This window comes from Novosphingobium sp. FW305-C-111 (assembly GCF_058783565.1).
On the sequence record NZ_JBYSYP010000001.1, the window covers coordinates 93,761 to 110,882 of the forward strand.

At 69.7% G+C, this 17,122-nt stretch carries 15 protein-coding genes; 8 read left to right on the plus strand and 7 right to left on the minus strand.

Features of this window, described 5'->3' with window-relative positions; translation table 11 throughout:
* Positions 1 to 104 precede the first annotated feature (104 nt).
* Positions 105 to 1,118, plus strand: coding sequence for an aspartate carbamoyltransferase catalytic subunit (locus AC3WLD_RS00485; RefSeq protein WP_492554944.1), 1,014 nt, complete (start codon positions 105 to 107; stop codon positions 1,116 to 1,118).
* Positions 1,115 to 2,341 (plus strand): dihydroorotase, encoded by a 1,227-nt coding sequence (locus tag AC3WLD_RS00490; RefSeq protein WP_492554945.1) that lies wholly within the window; start codon positions 1,115 to 1,117, stop codon positions 2,339 to 2,341. Before AC3WLD_RS00485 ends, AC3WLD_RS00490 begins: the two co-directional genes overlap by 4 nt.
* 119 nt (positions 2,342 to 2,460) lie before the next feature.
* Here the strand turns inward: AC3WLD_RS00490 and AC3WLD_RS00495 are convergent, their stop codons facing one another.
* From AC3WLD_RS00495 to AC3WLD_RS00505, 3 genes are read right to left on the minus strand one after another with little or no spacing between them, the layout of a single operon-like run.
* On the minus strand, positions 2,461 to 3,840 hold the full coding sequence (locus AC3WLD_RS00495) for an SPOR domain-containing protein (RefSeq protein WP_492554946.1): 1,380 nt from the start codon (positions 3,838 to 3,840) through the stop codon (positions 2,461 to 2,463).
* Between the two features lie 26 nt (positions 3,841 to 3,866).
* On the minus strand, positions 3,867 to 4,439 hold the full coding sequence (locus AC3WLD_RS00500) for a hypothetical protein (protein WP_492554947.1): 573 nt from the start codon (positions 4,437 to 4,439) through the stop codon (positions 3,867 to 3,869).
* A 16-nt stretch (positions 4,440 to 4,455) separates the two neighbouring features.
* The gene (locus tag AC3WLD_RS00505) at positions 4,456 to 5,175 is read right to left on the minus strand and encodes an AAA family ATPase (RefSeq protein WP_492554948.1); all 720 of its coding nucleotides are present in this window, start codon (positions 5,173 to 5,175) and stop codon (positions 4,456 to 4,458) included.
* Positions 5,176 to 5,443: 268 nt separating this feature from the next.
* On the opposite strand from AC3WLD_RS00505, the gene AC3WLD_RS00510 reads away from it, so the two are divergent.
* Positions 5,444 to 6,667 carry an SPOR domain-containing protein gene (locus tag AC3WLD_RS00510; RefSeq protein ID WP_492554949.1) on the plus strand — a complete coding sequence of 408 codons (1,224 nt, stop codon included), beginning with the start codon at positions 5,444 to 5,446 and terminating at the stop codon, positions 6,665 to 6,667.
* Positions 6,668 to 6,670: 3 nt separating this feature from the next.
* Here AC3WLD_RS00510 and AC3WLD_RS00515 read toward each other — a convergent pair whose 3' ends face one another.
* Positions 6,671 to 7,300, minus strand: coding sequence for a retropepsin-like aspartic protease family protein (locus AC3WLD_RS00515; RefSeq protein WP_492554950.1), 630 nt, complete (start codon positions 7,298 to 7,300; stop codon positions 6,671 to 6,673).
* A 91-nt stretch (positions 7,301 to 7,391) separates the two neighbouring features.
* Here AC3WLD_RS00515 and AC3WLD_RS00520 point away from each other — a divergent pair, with 91 nt between their 5' ends.
* Together AC3WLD_RS00520 and AC3WLD_RS00525 are read left to right on the plus strand one after the other, a co-directional pair.
* Positions 7,392 to 8,186, plus strand: coding sequence for a transglutaminase-like domain-containing protein (locus AC3WLD_RS00520; protein ID WP_492554951.1), 795 nt, complete (start codon positions 7,392 to 7,394; stop codon positions 8,184 to 8,186).
* Positions 8,187 to 8,271: 85 nt separating this feature from the next.
* A complete protein-coding gene (locus tag AC3WLD_RS00525) occupies positions 8,272 to 10,641 on the plus strand; it encodes a putative bifunctional diguanylate cyclase/phosphodiesterase (RefSeq protein ID WP_492554952.1) in 2,370 nt (789 codons plus the stop codon).
* On the opposite strand, the gene AC3WLD_RS00530 is transcribed toward AC3WLD_RS00525, so the two are convergent.
* Complete coding sequence (locus tag AC3WLD_RS00530) at positions 10,638 to 11,762, minus strand: phospholipase D-like domain-containing protein (protein WP_492554953.1); 1,125 nt, start codon at positions 11,760 to 11,762, stop codon at positions 10,638 to 10,640. The genes AC3WLD_RS00525 and AC3WLD_RS00530 overlap by 4 nt on opposite strands.
* A gap of 47 nt (positions 11,763 to 11,809) precedes the next feature.
* Between AC3WLD_RS00530 and AC3WLD_RS00535 the strand changes: the two genes are divergently transcribed.
* Positions 11,810 to 13,021, plus strand: a complete 1,212-nt coding sequence (locus tag AC3WLD_RS00535; RefSeq protein WP_492554954.1) for a glycosyltransferase — start codon at positions 11,810 to 11,812, stop codon at positions 13,019 to 13,021.
* 98 nt (positions 13,022 to 13,119) lie between these two features.
* Positions 13,120 to 13,809 (plus strand): L,D-transpeptidase family protein, encoded by a 690-nt coding sequence (locus AC3WLD_RS00540; protein ID WP_492554955.1) that lies wholly within the window; start codon positions 13,120 to 13,122, stop codon positions 13,807 to 13,809.
* Here AC3WLD_RS00540 and AC3WLD_RS00545 read toward each other — a convergent pair.
* The gene (locus tag AC3WLD_RS00545; RefSeq protein WP_492554956.1) at positions 13,804 to 15,075 is read right to left on the minus strand and encodes an MFS transporter; all 1,272 of its coding nucleotides are present in this window, start codon (positions 15,073 to 15,075) and stop codon (positions 13,804 to 13,806) included. The genes AC3WLD_RS00540 and AC3WLD_RS00545 overlap by 6 nt on opposite strands.
* Before the next feature lie 72 nt (positions 15,076 to 15,147).
* A complete protein-coding gene (locus AC3WLD_RS00550) occupies positions 15,148 to 15,930 on the minus strand; it encodes an SDR family oxidoreductase (protein ID WP_492554957.1) in 783 nt (260 codons plus the stop codon).
* Between the two features lie 97 nt (positions 15,931 to 16,027).
* On the opposite strand from AC3WLD_RS00550, the gene AC3WLD_RS00555 reads away from it, so the two are divergent.
* Positions 16,028 to 17,068, plus strand: a complete 1,041-nt coding sequence (locus AC3WLD_RS00555; protein ID WP_492554958.1) for an NAD(P)-dependent alcohol dehydrogenase — start codon at positions 16,028 to 16,030, stop codon at positions 17,066 to 17,068.
* Positions 17,069 to 17,122 lie beyond the last annotated feature (54 nt).

Below are 17,122 nucleotides of genomic sequence, written 5' to 3' on the forward strand. Positions count from 1 at the left end.
GCGTGCTCCGGGACCAATGCCCCGCCATCTAGGCATCACCGTCCACAGGTTCCAGCCGAAACGACTTGAGGGGCGGCCCTACCCGCTCTAGGGGGCTGGTTTCGATGCAGGCATCGACACCCCCCGGACGCTATCCCGAAGGCGCGCTCGCCTTTCCCCACCGTGACCTGACCGGTATCGGCCAGCTTGCGCGGCACGAGATCCTGTATCTGCTCGACGAAGCGGCGCAGTGGGTCGAGCTCAACCGCCAGCCGAAGAAGCGGGCGAACCTGCTCTCGGGCCTCACCATCATCAACGCGTTCTTCGAAAACTCGACCCGCACGCTGCTGAGCTTCGAGATCGCCGGCAAGCGGCTGGGTGCGGACGTGGTCAACATGCACGCGGCCACCAGCAGCGTGAAGAAGGGCGAAACGCTGATCGACACGGCGATGACGCTCAACGCCATGCGCGCCGACGCCATCGTCATCCGCCACGCCAGTTCCGGCGCGGTGCGGCTGATCGCGGAGAAGGTCGACTGCCCGGTGCTCAACGCCGGCGACGGCCAGCACGAACACCCGACCCAGGCCCTGCTCGATGCCCTGACCTTGCGCCAGGCGCTGGGCTGCGAGGACTTCACCGGGCTCAAGGTCACCATCTGCGGCGACATCCTCCACAGCCGGGTGGCGCGCTCGAACATCCTTTCGCTGACCGCGCTGGGGGCAGAGGTGCGGGTCTGCGCCCCGCCCGCGCTGATGCCGGAAGGGATCGAGGCGATGGGGGTGATCCCGTTCCACGATTTCGACGCGGCACTGCACGGCGCGGAAGTGGTGATGATGTTGCGGCTCCAGCAGGAGCGGATGCAGGGCCAGTTCATCCCTTCACCGCGCGAATACCGCCACCTCTACGGCCTCACCCCGGAACGGCTGGCGCGGGCCGCGCCGGGGGCGCTGGTCATGCACCCCGGGCCGATGAACCGCGGGGTGGAGATTGACAGCACCGTCGCCGACGATCCGGAGCGCAGCCTGATCACCCGCCAGGTCGAAATGGGCGTCGCGATCCGCATGGCCTGCCTCGACGTGCTGACCCGCCGGGCGCGGGGTGTGCCCGGTTGGGGCGATCACGAAGGAGCCGTGGCATGAAGGCGCGGCCGCTGACCATCACCGGAGGTCGGCTGGTCCTGGCCGGCGAAGTCCGCGAAGGCGGCCTGCGCTGTGAGGACGGGCGCATCGTCGCGCTGGGCGACATCGCCGCGCGGGACGGCGACGAGGTCGTGGCGGCCCGGGGCCAGCTGATCGCGCCGGGCCTCGTCGACATGGGCGTGTTCGCGATCGACAAGCCGGCGTTCCACTTCGGCGGGATCACCCGCGCCGCACTGATGCCCGACCAGGGCCCGCCGCTCGACCACCCGGCGCGCGTCCGCTTTGCCGCCGCTTCGGGCAAGCCCGACCTGTGGGTCCACCCCCTTGCCGCCGCGACACGCGCCCTGGAGGGCGAGGAACTCGCCGAACTCGCGCTGATGCGCGACGCGGGCGCGAAGGCGGTCGCCACCGGGCGGCAGTGGATCGGCGATTCCGGGACGATGCTGCGGCTGCTGCGCTATGCGGCGATGCTCGGGCTGGTGGTGGTAAGCCACGCCGAGGATGCCGGCCTCGCCGGCAGCGCGGTGGCGACCGCGGGAGAAATGGCGACCCGGCTCGGCCTGCCCAGCGCGCCCGCGGAGGCCGAGGCGCTCGCGGTGGCGCGCGACATCGCGCTCGCCGAAATCAGCGGGGCGCGGCTCCACTTGCGGCAGGTGACGACGCGCGCGGCGCTCGATCTGGTGCGGGCGGCGAAGAAGCGCGGCGTGGCGGTGACGGCGGGGGTGACCCCGGCGCACTTCATGCTCTCCGACCTGGAACTTGCCAACTTCCGCACGTTCTGCCGCCTGTCCCCGCCGCTGCGCAGTGACGCCGACCGCAAGGCGGTGGTCGAGGCCATCGGCGACGGGACCATCGACGTCATCGCCAGCGGCCACGACCCGCGCGGGCCGGAGGATAAGCGCCTGCCTTTTGCCGATGCCGAACCAGGCATGGCGGGCGCGGAAACGCTGCTACCCTTGACGCTGACGCTGGTGCGCGACGGGGTGATCGACCTGCCCCGTGCGTTCGCCCTGCTCGCGGCGAACCCGGCGAAGCTGCTGGGGGTGGACGCGGGAACTCTCGCGGAGGGGGCCGAGGCCGACATCGCCCTCATCGATCCGCTGCGCCCGTGGATCGTCGATTCTGACAAGATGGCGGCGAGCGCGGGCAACACCCCGTTCGACCGGCGGCCGGTCGAAGGGCGCTGCACCGCGCTGTTCAAGGGCGGGATGAAGGTCGCGTAACCCCAGTGTCGTCCCGGGCTCGACGCGGGACCGCTGGCAGCCTTGCGCCCAGCTTCACAGCGGTCCCGGATCCCCCGCTTTCGCGAGGGCAGGCAAGTCCGGGACGACGCCGATTCCAATCAGCGCCGGCGCGCCATCCGCGTGTCGACCACGCGCGAACCCGGCACCGGGGCCTTGGTCGAAGCCATCACCAGGCAGGCTCCGCCGCGGGCCTTGACCGAGCCGCACATGCTGCTCGCAGGCGCGTAGCCGGCAAAGCCTTCGGCGCGGACGCGCCAGAACTGGCGGCCATTCACGGTGACCTGCGTGGTCACGTTGCGGTAGCTCTTGAGCTGCGGCATCAGCGACAGGTAATGCCGCCAGGCGCGGCGCGCGCCTTCGGGCGTGGCGAAGCTGCCGAGCTGGACGACATGGGTGCTGCGCTCCGGCGGGGCGACCCAGCTCGCGGTCTGGCGCGGCGCGGGGCTGGCGGCGGGCTGGGCCGCCTTGGGCGACGGGCTCGCGCCGGGAATGACCGGCGCGGGAGCCGGGGTGTCCGGAATGTAATCACCGACGACGCGGTAGGCCGAGCCGCGCTTGGCCGGGGCCGGCGCAGGCGCGGCTTCGGGGCCGACCGGCGCGGCGGACGAGGCCGGCGCATCCCACGCGGCGAGCTGGACCGGCGGCTGGCTGTCGATCAGCGGCGCACCGAGATCGGTCGGCGGCAGTTCCGCTTGCGCGGCCTGGGCCAGCTCGGGCGCGGCGGCCTGGGCCTCGGCGGCGAGCTGGTCGGTGGTGGGGAAGTTGGCGAGCGCCAGCGCCTGCGGGAAGCCGGCATCGACGACGCCCGCCGGTACGCCGAGCAGCGCGGCGACGCGGCCGCCGGCGTTGTCCGGGTGGGCGGCCATCGCCCAGTCGCTCATCCGCGCATCGAGCTGGTCGGCGGGCACGTCCTGCGAGGCCATGATCCGCGCCTCGCGCCATTGTCCGTCGAGGGCATAGGCATAGGCGAGGTTCTGGCGGACCTTCGGGGTGTTCTCGCCGCCGCGCAGCGCATCGACCAGCACCGCGACCCCGCGGTTGGTGTCGCCGGCCAGCGCATAGGCGAGGCCGAGGTCGCTGGCGGGGATGGCGGCGCGGTACGTGTTGAGCGTATCGAGCGCCTGGGCATTCTGGCCCAGCGCAACGTCGGCCAGGGCGAGGCTGAGCCCGGCCTTGCCGCTGTCCGCGCCGAGGTCGATCGCCTCGTTGTAGGCCTGCTGGGCCGAGGCGAAGCGCCCCGCGCGAAGATATGCGTTGCCGAGCAGCACGCGGTATTCGGCGTTGCGCGGATCACCGGCGACCGCCTGTTCGGCGAGCTCGATGGCGCGGGAGGGGTTGCCCTTCTCCAGCGCCGAGCCGGCCCCGGCCGCGAATTTCGAGGGGTGCGCGCCCGATCCGCCCATGGCGCAGCCGGCGAGAAGGCCCGCCATGACCGCGGCGGAAAGGCCGGTGCGAAGGATGCTGGCAGTGGTGGTCATGATCGTCCCCCGTGCAGTCCGTAAGATCAGTGCCGCTTCACGCGGCGGGAAAGTTCGTCGAGTCCCGGCAGCTCTTCCAGCAGCCGGTCGAGCGCTTCGGTCACCACCGACTGCGCGCTGCGGTTCTGCAAGGTGCAGGCCAGGCGCAGGCGGAGGTGGCGTTCGCCGTCGACGCGCAGGGTGAAGGCGGCCTTGCGCCCTTCCTTGAGCGCCGAGCGCATCTGCCGCGGCGCACGCGGCTTGGGCGCGGCGGCAATGGTCTGGGCGAGTTCCTCGAGCTGGCGCAGCGCGGGCGAGACCGGCGCGACGACCGGGCTGTCCACGGCTTCGCTCCCGGCGATCGGCACGACCTGCGGCGCAGGCTCGGCGACCGGGGCGGGCGCGGGCTCTTCGCCCATGTCGTTCCAGCCGAGGTCGTCCTGGGTCAGCGCGACCGGCTCGGCATCGGTGAAGCCGAATTGCGCACGCAGCTGCGCGCCGTAGGGCGTGTCGTCGTCGAAGTTCAGCGGCTGAAGCTGCGGGCGCATCGCGGGCCGCGCCGCGCCCTTGCGGGCGAGCAGGCCGGGCGAAAGCGAGGCGATGGGCTTGGGTTCGGACATGGCCGGGCCTCCCGCCTTACGAGCCGGCGACGCGGCGGCCGAAGCCACCCATCGGACGCGGACCGGTAGGGATCGCGGAGACCGAATTCGGCGCGGCGAACACGGTGCGGCGGAAGTTCTTTTCGAGCCGTTCGGAGATGTAGTTCCACAGCGCGGTGACCTCGGCCGCAGACTTGCCACCCGGATCGACCTCCATGACCGTCCGGCCGTCGATCATCGAGGCGGCGAAATCGGTGCGGTGATGGATCGTCACCGGGGCCACGGTGCCGTGCTGCGACAGCGCGACCGCGGCCTCGCTGGTGATCTTGGCCTTCGGCGTGGCGGCGTTGACCACGAAGATCAGCGGCTTGCCGGCGCGTTCGCACAGGTCGACCGTGGCGCCCACGGCGCGCAGGTCATGCGGGCTGGGCCGGGTCGGGACGACGATCAGCTCGGCGACCGAGATGACCGACTGGATCGCCATGGTGATCGCGGGGGGGGTATCGATCACCGCCAGCTTGAAGCCCTGCTGGCGCAGCACCGCAAGGTCGCTGGCGAGGCGCGCAACGGTGGTCTGGGCGAAGGCGGGGAATTCCGCCTCACGCTCGTTCCACCAGTCGGCGAGGCTCCCCTGGGGGTCGATGTCGATCAGCACGACCGGCCCGGCGCCACTGCGCTGGGCCTGGACGGCGAGGTGGCCTGACAAGGTTGTCTTGCCGGACCCACCTTTTTGCGATGCACATGCGAGAACGCGCAATTCTTCCCCCTGGCGAAGCGAACTTGCCAGCGGGGATCGCAGATCAGACCTAATTATTGGTTAACGCGCGCCCCGGCGCCCTTGCCGGGGATCACGGCAACGGCCCGGAAATCCGCCGTTTGCGCCCTAAAGACTTTGCTAAGAGGTGATTCACTATAGCGCTTGACCATCTATCGCGCGATGCGGCGTGAGGTGAGTGCCTCACCGCCCCCGCGCCGGGTTTACGGCGACTCCGGTTCCGGCCGGGTCGCAGGAGGGATTTGGAACGATGCGACTTTTCGCAGCCATGCTTCTCGCCGGGATCGCCGTGCCGGCGCTTGCCGGCCCTGCCGCCAGGCCGATCGACACGGCCGTCACGGTCAAGGCGGGAGTCGATGCCTGGACCGCCGGGGACTACACCGGCGCGGTGAAGGCGTGGCAAGGCCCCGCTGCGGCGGGCGACGCCGACGCGCAGTTCAACCTCGCACAGGCCTACAAGCTGGGTCGCGGCGTGCCGGCCGATCTCACGCGGGCCGAAGACCTTTACGGGCGCGCGGCGCAGCAGGGCCACCTCCAGGCGGGCGACAACTATGGCCTGCTGCTGTTCCAGCGCGGCCAGCGCGAACAGGCGCTGCCGTGGATCGAGAAGAGCGCGGCGCGGGGCGAGCCGCGCGCGCAGTACATCCTCGGCATTGCCAGCTTCAACGGCGACATCGTCGGCAAGGACTGGGTCCGCGCCTATGCGCTGATGACCCGCGCCGCCGCTGCCGGGCTGCCGCAGGCGCGCGACGGACTGGCCTCGATGGATCAGCTCGTGCCGATGGAACAGCGCCAGATGGGCGTCAGCCTTGCCGGCGAACTGGAACGCCAGGCGGCCGAGACGCGCGCGCGCGAAACCGCTGCCGTCGACCTCGGCTCAGGCTCGGGCGCGACCGCGCCGATCCGCCGGAGCGATCCGCCGCAGCCGGTGGCGAGCGTTGTCGTCCCGCCGTCGAGCGCCGGGGAAACCACGGCCGGAGCCGATTTCGCCAATCCCGTGGTGCTGGGCGACGCAGCACCGCCGCCGCCCGCCAAGCCAACGAAGCGCGTGGTCGGTTCGTACATTTCCGGCGCACCGCAACCGGCCCCGACGTCCGCACCCGCGCCCGCCGCATCAAGCGCCCCGCCGCCGGTCGCAGTTCATGCCGGGGTCCCGCCGATCCGTCCGGCCGCGCCCAGGCCCGCGCCCGCCGTCGCCGCGAAGCCGGCCAAGACGCCCGCGCCCGCGGCTGCGACTGCGACCACGGGCCGCTATCGCATCCAGTTCGGCGCGTTCGGCAACAAGGGGAATGCGGACGCGTTGTGGAACCGGCTCAAGGGCAAGCCCGAGCTGTCCGGCCGAAGCCGTTTCGATGTTCCCGCAGGAGCGGTCAGCCGCCTGCAGGCCGGGCCTTTCGCCAGCGAGGCAGAGGCGACCCGGGCGTGCCAGGCGCTCGTCGCGACCAGCGGGCAGTGCCTGGTGGTGCGGAACTAGGCTCTACCCCTCGCCCTTCGGGGTCAGCACGAGAACGCCTTCTTCCACCCGCCAGCCCTTGAGGCGCGAGAGGAAGTTCATGCCGAGCACGTTCACCCCGGTCTCGCCGGTCACGATGACGTCGAGGTCGCGGGCGACGACGTTGCCGAAGCGCAGGTCCTCGATCCGGGCGAGGCGCGCGGCGATGTCGCCGCCGGCGGTGCGGACCATCACCGGCAAGCGCAGCGGATCGGGTTTGAGCCGCGCCGCGCTCGCCGCCTCCTCGCTGAGCGCGGAGATGGTCGCGCCGGTATCGACCATGAACCGCTCGGTCTCGCCGTTGATCGTCGCGCTGATCCAGTAGTGCCCGTCGGACGACAGCGGCACCCGCGTCTCCCCGCCCGACACCCGCTCAGCCGGCATCCCGAACGGAGCGAGCAGCGAATCGAACGCCGGGTCCATCCGGGCGAAGCGAACGAACGACAGCAGCACCGCACCGGCCAGGACGAGGTTGCCGACGAGGCGAAGCGCCCCGCCGGTCCGCGGAAGCACGCGGCCGGCCAATCCGCCGATGATCCCGAGCACGATCGCAGCCAGCGCCAGCAGGAGCAGCGGCGGCAGCGTCGTCGGCAGGTAAGGTGTTAAACCTTGCATTGCGAACGGGATAGCAGGGCAAACCTGTCGCTGTGCTGACCCGGACGACGATTCGCGGGAACACCCCTGCCCGCGCCGGGTTCGTCGCGGCATGTCCCTCATAATCGAAACCACCCTGGTCCTAGACCTGCCGCAGCAGGCCGACCTCCTTCTCCAGATCGAAGCGGCGATCCTGCCCGAGCAGGTCATCCGCGATCCGTGGATCGACCTGCCTCCCTGCGACCACTTCGCGCGGGTCGCGGGCCATGGCGGCATCGGCGAGCGAATCTGGCTGCGCCATGAGGGCCGGCTCGAAATCGCCTACCGCGCCGAGGTCACGCCCCAGCGCCATGTCGGCCCTCTGGAAGGCCTGCCCGCGCTTCCGCCCCATCTCCTGCCGGGAGAGGCGGTCGATTACCTGATGGACTCGACGTATTGCCCGGCCACGCGCTTCCAGTCGTTCGTCGCGGGCGAGTTCGACGGCCTTTCGGGCGGGACGCTGGTCGGTGCGATGCGCGACTGGATCACAAGCCATGTCGCCTACGTCGCGGGCAGCAGCACGTCCCGGACCGGTGCGCTCGACACGTTCCTCGACCGGCAGGGGGTGTGCCGCGATTTCGCCCACCTCCTCGTCACCTTCGCCCGTGCCGCGGCGATTCCCGCGCGGTTCTCGAGCGTCTATGCCCCCGATGTGACCCCGCAGGATTTCCATGCGGTCGCCGAGGTGTTCCTCGATTCCGGCGACGGAGTATCGGGCTTCTGGCATCTCGTCGACGCTACGGGAATGGCGGATCCGTCCGAGATCGCCCGGATCGGAGTCGGCCGGGACGCCGCCGATGCCAGCTTCCTCACCGCCTATGGCGCGGCCATACTCCTCGACAAGGCCATTTCCGTTACAAGGACTTAGCGCAGTTATCGCGCCCGTCTGGTAACGCGAACTTTACAATGCGCCGATAGGAACCTGACGAACGGTCAGAGGGATCAGGCGCCGCATGCTCAGGAGGAAAAGCAATCGCGGCGTTGCTGTCGCGCCCGAACTGCGCGACTGGGTCGCAAACCGGGTCGTCACGGCGCACATTCGCAACATTCCCGCGATCACGATGGGCAGCCTGCTAAACCTGGTGGTTGTCACGGTTGCGCTCTGGCACGCGGTATCGCTGCCGCTGCTCGTCGCGATCGACGTGGCCCTGGCCGGCGTGATCGGCATGCGTCTGTGGCTTGCCCGCGGCATCAGCCGCGCCCGGCGGCGCGCCCAGGTCACGCGGATGGCACGGGCCCTCACTATCAACAGTGCGGTCATGGGCGTGACGGTCGGCCTCGGCTCCATCCTGTTCATGCCGCTTGTCGGCCCGGGCAATCGCATGCTCATGGGGCTGGCGGTGGCGACGCAGCTCGCGGCGACGGGCTATACCGTACGCACCCTGCCCAAGGCGGCGCGCGCCTTCATGATCCCCGCAGCCGCGGGGCTGTGTATCGGCCTGGCCCGCGTCGGCGGCCTGCCCGCCTACAGCGCGGTCGTGCTGATGGCCGTGTACACCGGGCTGATGCTGCACATGGTCGAGGTGGGCCACATGCTGTTCGTCACCCGCATCCTGCGCGAGCGCGAGCTCAATTCGGCCAACCACACGGTCAAGCTGCTGCTCAACGAGTTCGAGGAATCGGGGTCCGACTGGCTGTTCGAGCTCGACGGCGAGGGCAGGATGGTTTCGGTGGGGAAGCGTTTCGCCGAAGCCGCGGGCCGCGCAGTCACCGACATGGATGGCCAGCCTTTCGAGCGCCTGTTCGCCGCAGGTGGCGGGCGCGAGCAGTTGGTCGAGCGCCTGGCCGGACGCCACGCATTCCGCCACCTCGAACTGGCGCTGCGGGCCGGCGATGCCTCCAACGTCCGCTGGTGGTCCGTTTCGGGCCGCCCGGTATACGCGACGCTGGCATCGGGCGTCGCTTTTCGCGGGGTGATCTCCGACGTCACCGGGCAGAAGCTGGCCGAGCGCCGCGCCCGGCGCATGGCCTTTTACGACAGCCTCACCGACCTGCCCAACCGCGCCCTGTTCGAAGGGGCCTCGCGGCGGATGATCGCGGCGCTGGGCAACGACGGGCGGCTGGCACTGCTGCTGGTCGATCTCGACCAGTTCAAGCTGGTCAACGACGTCCATGGCCATCCCGTGGGCGACGCGCTGCTGCGCGATGCAGCCGATGCGATGCGGACCGCGATCGACCGCACCCGGCTGGGCGGCGAAGGCCATTTCGTCGCCCGCCTCGGCGGTGACGAGTTCGCGATCATGATTGCCGGGCAGGACGCCTGCGACCACGCGGTCCGCCTTGCCGAGGAACTGCTTGCGGAACTCTCCAGCACCTTCGTTATCGGCGAGTGTACCATCGACATCACCGCCAGCATCGGCATCGCGCTGTGCCCGGACCATGCCGACATGCCCCAGCAGCTGCTGGTCGATGCCGGCATCGCGCTCGATGCGGCCAAGCAGGGCGGGCGCAATCGCTGGGAGATGTTCGAGTCCGGGATGGACCGCAAGCTCCACGACAAGCACATGCTCTCGCGCGACCTGCGCCAGGCGGTCACGCAGGACGAGCTCCGGCTGTTCCTGCAACCGCTGGTCGACCTGCCGAGCGGGGTGACCTCGGGATACGAGGTGCTCTTGCGCTGGCAGCACCCGGAGCGCGGCATGGTTCCGCCCGGCGATTTCATCCGCATCGCCGAGGAAACCGGCCAGATCGTCGGCATCGGCGAATGGGTGATCCGCGAGGCGCTGCTGGAGGCGGCGCGGTGGAGCGGTCAGGAAACGGTCTCCATCAACCTCTCGCCGGTGCAGCTTGGCAGCGCCAACCTCTTGCCGACGGTGATCCGCGCGCTGGGCGAGACGGGCATCGATCCCGCCCGGGTCGAGTTCGAGATCACCGAAAGCGTGCTGCTCGAAAACAGCGCGTCGAACCTGCAGGTGCTGCAACGCCTGCGTGCGCTTGGCCTGCGGATCGCGCTGGACGATTTCGGCACCGGCTATGCCTCGCTCAACTACCTGCTCACTTTCCCGTTCGACAAGATCAAGATCGACCGCAGCTTCGTCGGCGATCTTGCCGGGCGCGAGGATTCGCAGGCGATCGTCCAGGCGGTGATCGGACTTGCCCACCGGCTCGGCATGGTCACCCTGGCCGAAGGCGTCGAGAACAGCGCGCAGCTCGCCGCGCTGAGGGCGATGGGCTGCCAGATGGTCCAGGGCTGGCTGTTCGGCGAAGCCGTCCCGGTCGCGGACTACGAGCCGCGCAAGCGGATGGCGAACGTCATCCCGATCAAGTCCCGCTCCGCCGCGGCGCGCACGCGCCGGACGCGCCACGGCCGTCTCACGGGCTAACCCTTCCGCCGCCAGTCGATCGCGCGAACCGGGCCGTGATCGAGCCGGGCCAGCGCCGCATCGGCCAGTTCGAGCGCCAGCTTTGCCCGCCACTGCCGCCAGCGCGGGGTCTCACCCTGGCCGGCGGGCCGCCCCCGGGCCCGCATCGGTCCGAGCAGCCGCGCCTCGAAATCGGCGACGAGCCCGGCATGGGCGATCACCGCGACAATATCGTTGCTGGTGCGGAAGCTGGCGAAATTGAAATTGCTCGATCCCAGCATCAGGGTGTGTCCGTCCACCAGCACCGCCTTCACGTGAGTCATCTCCGGCACAAGTCGCAGCTCGATTCCTGCCGCAGAGGCCACGCCGGTCAGGTAGTCGCGCACCACCGGCTTGTTGTTGGGGGCAGGGGTGTGGATGGTGACCCTCGCCCCGCGCCGCGCCGCGCTCGCCATCGCCTCGACGAACGGCATCGTCGGATAGGCGCTGACCATCTCCACCGAGTGCCGCGCCCGGGAAACGAGGTCGATCAGCGGCTGTATCAGGGCGAGGTTGGTGCTGCCGTCGAGCGTCGTCAGGTCCATGTCGCCGAAGCGGCGGATCGCGCCTTGCGGCACGCCGCGCCAGTCGCGCTCGAAGTCCGCGGCAAGCCAGTCCGCCACTGCGGCGTCGTCGATCCGCAGCATGAGGTCGTGCCAGGCGAAGTTGTGGTCGGAGAAGTTGATCCCGCCGATCCACGCGACCCCGTCCATCACCAGCAGCTTCTTGTGGTTGCGCAAGGGGTAGCGCAGCGGGTTGCCGAGCACCGGATTGGTGATGCGAACGCCGACACCCCGGCGTACCAGCCGATCGAACATGTCGAGCGTGGCGCCGGCTTCCGCCCGGACCGACGCGGGGCGCAGCGGCAGCGGCAGCATCGTGTCGTTGATCACGTTGCGGCTGTAATCATCGACGAGCACCCGCCGCACGTCGGCCGGCGAAGAGGCGATCGCTTCGGCAACCGAGTGCCCGGCCGAGTCGCCCTCGAAGGTCATCGCCTGGACCAGCACGCGGTGCCTGGCCGCGGCGATGTCCTGCGCCGCGCGCGCCCAGAAATCGGCCGATCCGACAGAGAGTTGGTAGCGGGAGGGGGCAGCGGTCACAGCGCGGGCTCCTTGCCAATGCGGGCGGCGGGTGGCAAGGGCGGCACGTGTCAAATACCCCCGCCGGCACTGCGCGCCCCCGCGTCCTCCTGCTCCTGACCTCGCTCCACGGCGGCGGGGCGGAGCGCGTCGCGGTCCACGTCCTCAACCAGCTGCATGACAGGTTCGAGATGCGGATGGGCCTGCTCCGCGCTGCCGGTCCGTATCTCGATCAGGCGGATATGAGCCGGGTCATGGTCGCGCCCGACGGCGAGACGCACTTCAACTACGACGGGCCCAACTCGGCACAGTACCGGCCCGGCAAGCTGATCGGCAGCGCGGTGCGCGCGCCGCTCGCGTTCCGGCGGATGATCGACGAGTTCCGCCCCGACGTGGTGATGAGCTTCCTCAAGGGCACCAACCTGCTCGTCTGGCTCGCGCTGGTGAACATGGGCGCACGCCGCCCCCGGTGGATCGCCCGCGAGGGCAACAACGTGATGGAGGTGATCCGCGAGGAGGCTCCCAACGGCTTCGTCGCCAAGGTCAGCCGTGACCTCACTGCTAGGGCATACAAGCGGGCCGATGCCGTCCTCGCCAATTCCAGCGACATGGCCACCGGCATCGCCCGCGACCTCGACCTCGATCCCGCGAAGATGCGGATGATCAACAACCCGATCGACATCGACGGCATCCAGCGCCGCGCGCGCGAACCGATCCCCGGCGCGCCCAACCGCCCGTTCATCCTGACCGCCGGGCGGCTCGAGTACCAGAAGGGGCACGAAGTCCTTCTGCGCGCCTTCGCCAAGAGCCAGGCGTGGCGCACGCACGCGCTGGTCATCCTCGGCAAGGGCAGCCGGCTGGGCGAACTCCACCGCCTCGCCGCGCAGCTCGGCATCGGCGAATACGTCCGCTTCATCGGCTTTGTCGCCAATCCCTATGCATGGATGGCCAAGGCCGACCTGTTCGTGCTGCCCAGCCGATGGGAGGGTTTCCCGACCGTCGCCGCCGAGGCGATGGCCTGCGGCGCGCCGCTGCTGCTCACCGACTGCAGCTTCGGCCCGCGCGACGTGCTGGTGCCGGGGACGAGCGGCGAACTCGTGCCGGTAGACGACGAGGCGGCGCTGGCGGTGCAGATCTACCGGATGATCTCCGAACCGGAGCTGCGGGCGAGGTTGACCGCGGAAGGGCTCAGGCGGGTCGAGCTGTTCCGTATCGATCCGATGCTGGCCGCCTATGCGAAGCTGTTCGAGGAACAGGCCGCCGCCGGTTCCCGCGGGTAACCATTGCCAAGGCCCGCGTCCCGGCGCGGGACGTGCTCCAGAACCCCCTGCAAGAACAGCCGAATCGCGCTATCTGTATCCCTTGAGGAGCTTTGGCGATGATCCGCTTCGTGCTGGCAGAGACGTTTCACAACCGCTGGGTTCGCAAGGGCCTCGGCATGGCGGCGATGAGCCTCGCCACGCTGCTGGCGTTCGAGACCGGGCAGGACGTCGCGCAGCAGGTGCTGGGCGGGGCCGAGCCGGCGAAGGCCGCCGAGGCCCCGCGCGCCGCGGCTCCCGCCCCGAAAGCCGCACCGAAGCCGGTCGACAGCCCGTTCGTGGTCAAGTCGATCCTGCCGATCCACGAGCCGATCAAGTTCGGCCAGTTCTTCTGGGACGAGGCGCGGGCCCCGGCGGCCGGCCCGATGGTCATCACCGTGGACCTGACCGCGCGGACCATCTCCGTCTTCCGCGACGGGCACGAAATCGGCGCGGCGGCGATTCTCAAGGGCTATGGCGACAAGCCGACGCCGACAGGCGTGTTCCCGATCACCGAGAAGGACGCTGACCACGTCTCCAACATCTATGACGCGCCGATGCCCTACATGCTGCGCCTGACCAACGACGGGGTTTCGATTCACGGCTCGAAGGTCGAAAAGGGCTATGCCACCAACGGCTGCATCGGCGTGCCGGAAGCGTTCGCGAAGAAAGTGTTCGGCGTGGTCAGCCTGGGCGACAAGGTCATCGTCACCGACGGCAAGCGGATCGGCGTCGGCGACCCGATCATCGCCGGCCAGCTCGCCTCATAACGGCTTTGCCGTCGCCCCCGCCCGCCACGCGGTGAACGCCGCGAGGACCAGTGTGCTCGCCATCGTCACCATCGCATAGCGCAGGCCCATCGCGCCATAGTGCGCGCCGAACCAGTCGCTGAGCGCGCCGACGAGGAAGGTGCCGACGCCGATCCCGCACAGCGTGATGATCGCGTTGACGGTCGCCCCCAGCATCGCCCGCATCGCCACCGGCACCTGCGCAAAGGCCAGCGCGAACATCGGCGGCAGGTGCAGGGTGATGAGGATGTGGAACACGAAGAAGCAGGCGAGCGACAGCGTCGGATCGTCGACCAGCGCCATCGCGATCCCGAACGGATAGCCGGCGAGCGGCCCGAATCCGGCGATCGCCCCGGCAAAGCGCGGGTTGCCCTTGCCGAAGCGGTCGGTGATCCATCCCGCGAGCAGGTTGCCGATGACGAGACCGCCGGTGATCGGCCAGAACAGTCCGTCGCCGCTCTCGCGCACGCTCATGCCGTGAACCGTCTGGTAGAACGAGCCCGACCAGATCAGGAACGGGAAGCCGCACGACGAGACGAGGATGATCGTCGCCGCGATCCAGCGCAGCGAGGGGTTGTGCGCCATGAAGCGCAGCACCTCGCGGATCGGCAGCTGCGGCGGCGGGGCGATCGTGCCCTTCTCGCGGCGGCGCGGCTCGGCGGCGAGCAGCCACACCAGCAGCGCGACCACCAGGCCAGGCAGCCCGACGATGATCATGCTCTCGCGCCAGGTGTAGTGCTGCGACAGCACCCCGCCGATCCAGCCGCCGGCGCCGATGCCCACCGCACTCGCCGCCGCGAGTGAGCCCAGCACCAGCGTGCGTCGCTGCGGCGGGAACAGGTGGAGGACCAGCGACTGCGAGGCCGGACCTGCCCCGCCCTCGCCCGCGGCCAGGCCAACCCGCGCGAGCACGAGCTGCCAGACGTTCTGGGCCAGCCCGCACGCCGCCGTCGCCAGGCTCCACACGCCCACGCACAGCGCCACGATCAGCGGCCGGTCGCCGCGGTCGGCAAGGCGGGCGATGGGGAATGCGCCGAGCAGGTAGAACACCGAGAACGAAAGCCCGGCGATGAGCCCGATCTCCTTGCGGTCGAGCCCGAGGTCGATCCGGATCGGCTCCATCAGGATGCCGAAGATCTGCCGGTCGACATAGCTGAGGATCGCCACGCTCAGCAGCAGCGCGAGGGTCAGCCATGCCCGCCATGCCGGGACCGGCGGGCTGGGGGTATGCGGGGGCGCATTCGTCATTCTGGTCTCTCCCCGCGGCCCGGCCATCGTCGCCGGATCCGCGTCAGTGGCGGCGCCCCCCGGCAGTCCGGATCAGCGCGGTGCCATGCGGATAGCCCCGTCGAGGCGGATCGCCTGTCCGTTGAAATAGCTGTTGCGAACGAGCTCCATGGCGAGGCTCGCGTATTCCTCGGGCTTGCCGAGGCGCTTGGGGAACGGGACGGAGGCGTTGAGGCCGTCGAGCACCTTTTCGGGAAGGCGGCCGAGCAGCGGCGTCCCGAAAATCCCCGGCATGATCGAGTTCACCCGGATGCCGAGGTCCATCAGGTCGCGCGCCATCGGCAGGACGAGGCCGTTCACCCCGGCCTTGGCCGAACCGTACGCAACCTGCCCGATCTGGGCGTCCTGCGCCGCGACCGAGGCGGTGAGGACGATCGAACCGCGCTCGCCGTCCTCGAGCGGCTCGAGCCCGGCCATGCCGAGCGCCGACAGCGAGGCGACGCGGTAGCTCGAGACGAGGATACCCTCGACCGCGAAGGCATAGTCCTCCGTCGAAAGCCGCGTGAATCCGCCGGTCTCGCGATTGCGGCCAACGGTCTTGCCCTTGCGGTTGGCCATCGCGCAGTGGACGAGCACACGCTCCTGCCCGTTGGCGGCGCGCGCGCCTTCGAGACCGGCGACGACCGAATCCTCGCTCATGATGTCGACCTTGCAGAACACCCCGCCGATCGCCTTGGCGACCTCCTCGCCCTGTTCTTCGTTGATGTCGAAGATCGCGACTTTCGCCCCGGCAGACGCCAGCGCTTCGGCCGTCGCGCGACCAAGGCCCGATGCGCCCCCCGTGACGACCGCTGCGGTGTTCGAATCGACTTTCATTTCCTGCCTTTCCCGGTTTAAGTGATCGCTTAAAGCAGCTCTTGCCAAGGTATTGCACCAGGTGCAACAACTGGCTGCAAACTCCGGGAGAACGAGCATGACCCCTACCGCTGCCTGGGGCGCCGCCGCCGCCGACGCGCCGATAACCCCGCTTTCGATCGACCGCCGCGCGCTTCGCGAAGACGATGTCGCGATCGACATCCAGTACTGCGGGGTCTGCCACTCCGACCTCCACACCGCCCGCAACGACTGGGGCCGCACGACCTATCCGGTGGTGCCGGGGCACGAGATCGTCGGCACCGTGCGCGCAGTCGGCAGCGCGGTTGCCGACTTCAGGCCGGGCGACCGGGTCGCGGTGGGCTGCATGGTCGATTCCTGCCTCGATTGCCCGGAGTGCGACGCGGGCGAGGAGCAGTACTGCGCCCACGGCATGACAGGCACCTACAACGGCAAGGACCGCCGCGACGGCTCGCCGACGCAGGGCGGCTATTCCAAAGGCATCGTCGTGCGGCGCGAATTCGTGCTGCGGGTGCCCGATGCGCTCGACATGGCGCAGGCCGCGCCGCTGCTCTGCGCAGGGATCACCAGCTACTCGCCGCTGCGCCACTGGAAGGTCGGCCCCGGCATGAAGGTCGGGGTCGTCGGGCTCGGCGGGCTCGGCCACATGGGGGTCAAGTTCGCTGCGGCGATGGGTGCGGACGTCACCGTCATCACCACCTCGCCCGAAAAGGGCGCGGATGCCGAGCGGCTCGGGGCGAAGGCCGTGCTCGTCTCGACCGACCGCGACGCGATGAAGCAGGAGATGCGCAGCTTCGACTTCATCCTCGACACTGCGCCGGTCAAGCACCCGCTCAACCCCTACCTGCTGCTGCTGAAGCCCGGCGGCGCGCTGGTGCTGGTCGGCGCGATCGAACCGCTGGAGTTCCACGGCGGCATGGTGCTCAACCGCAAGTCAATCTCCGGCTCGGGCATCGGCGGGATCCGCGAGACGCAGGAAATGCTCGATTTCTGCGCCGAGAAGGGCATCCTCCCCGACTGCGAGATGATCCGCATGGACGAGATCAACGAGGCGTATGAGCGGATGGAAAAGGGCGAGGTCAAGTACCGCTTCGTCATCGACATCGCCGGCACGCTGTAGAGGCAAACCGCCCGCCATTGCGATTTCGGGTTGCCGCGCCTAGATAACCGGAAC

What these genes read in the sequence shown, in the direction of transcription:
- AC3WLD_RS00485 (WP_492554944.1), top strand. Translation starts at nt 105, where the DNA reads ATGCAGGCATCGACACCCCCCGGACGCTATCCCGAAGGCGCGCTCGCC.
- AC3WLD_RS00540 (WP_492554955.1), top strand. Translation starts at nt 13,120, where the DNA reads ATGATCCGCTTCGTGCTGGCAGAGACGTTTCACAACCGCTGGGTTCGC.
- AC3WLD_RS00555 (WP_492554958.1), top strand. Translation starts at nt 16,028, where the DNA reads ATGACCCCTACCGCTGCCTGGGGCGCCGCCGCCGCCGACGCGCCGATA.
- AC3WLD_RS00495 (WP_492554946.1), bottom strand. Translation starts at nt 3,840, where the DNA reads ATGACCACCACTGCCAGCATCCTTCGCACCGGCCTTTCCGCCGCGGTC.
- AC3WLD_RS00500 (WP_492554947.1), bottom strand. Translation starts at nt 4,439, where the DNA reads ATGTCCGAACCCAAGCCCATCGCCTCGCTTTCGCCCGGCCTGCTCGCC.
- AC3WLD_RS00515 (WP_492554950.1), bottom strand. Translation starts at nt 7,300, where the DNA reads ATGCAAGGTTTAACACCTTACCTGCCGACGACGCTGCCGCCGCTGCTC.
- AC3WLD_RS00550 (WP_492554957.1), bottom strand. Translation starts at nt 15,930, where the DNA reads ATGAAAGTCGATTCGAACACCGCAGCGGTCGTCACGGGGGGCGCATCG.
- AC3WLD_RS00510 (WP_492554949.1), top strand. Translation starts at nt 5,444, where the DNA reads ATGCGACTTTTCGCAGCCATGCTTCTCGCCGGGATCGCCGTGCCGGCG.
- AC3WLD_RS00520 (WP_492554951.1), top strand. Translation starts at nt 7,392, where the DNA reads ATGTCCCTCATAATCGAAACCACCCTGGTCCTAGACCTGCCGCAGCAG.
- AC3WLD_RS00490 (WP_492554945.1), top strand. Translation starts at nt 1,115, where the DNA reads ATGAAGGCGCGGCCGCTGACCATCACCGGAGGTCGGCTGGTCCTGGCC.
- AC3WLD_RS00545 (WP_492554956.1), bottom strand. Translation starts at nt 15,075, where the DNA reads ATGACGAATGCGCCCCCGCATACCCCCAGCCCGCCGGTCCCGGCATGG.
- AC3WLD_RS00525 (WP_492554952.1), top strand. Translation starts at nt 8,272, where the DNA reads ATGCTCAGGAGGAAAAGCAATCGCGGCGTTGCTGTCGCGCCCGAACTG.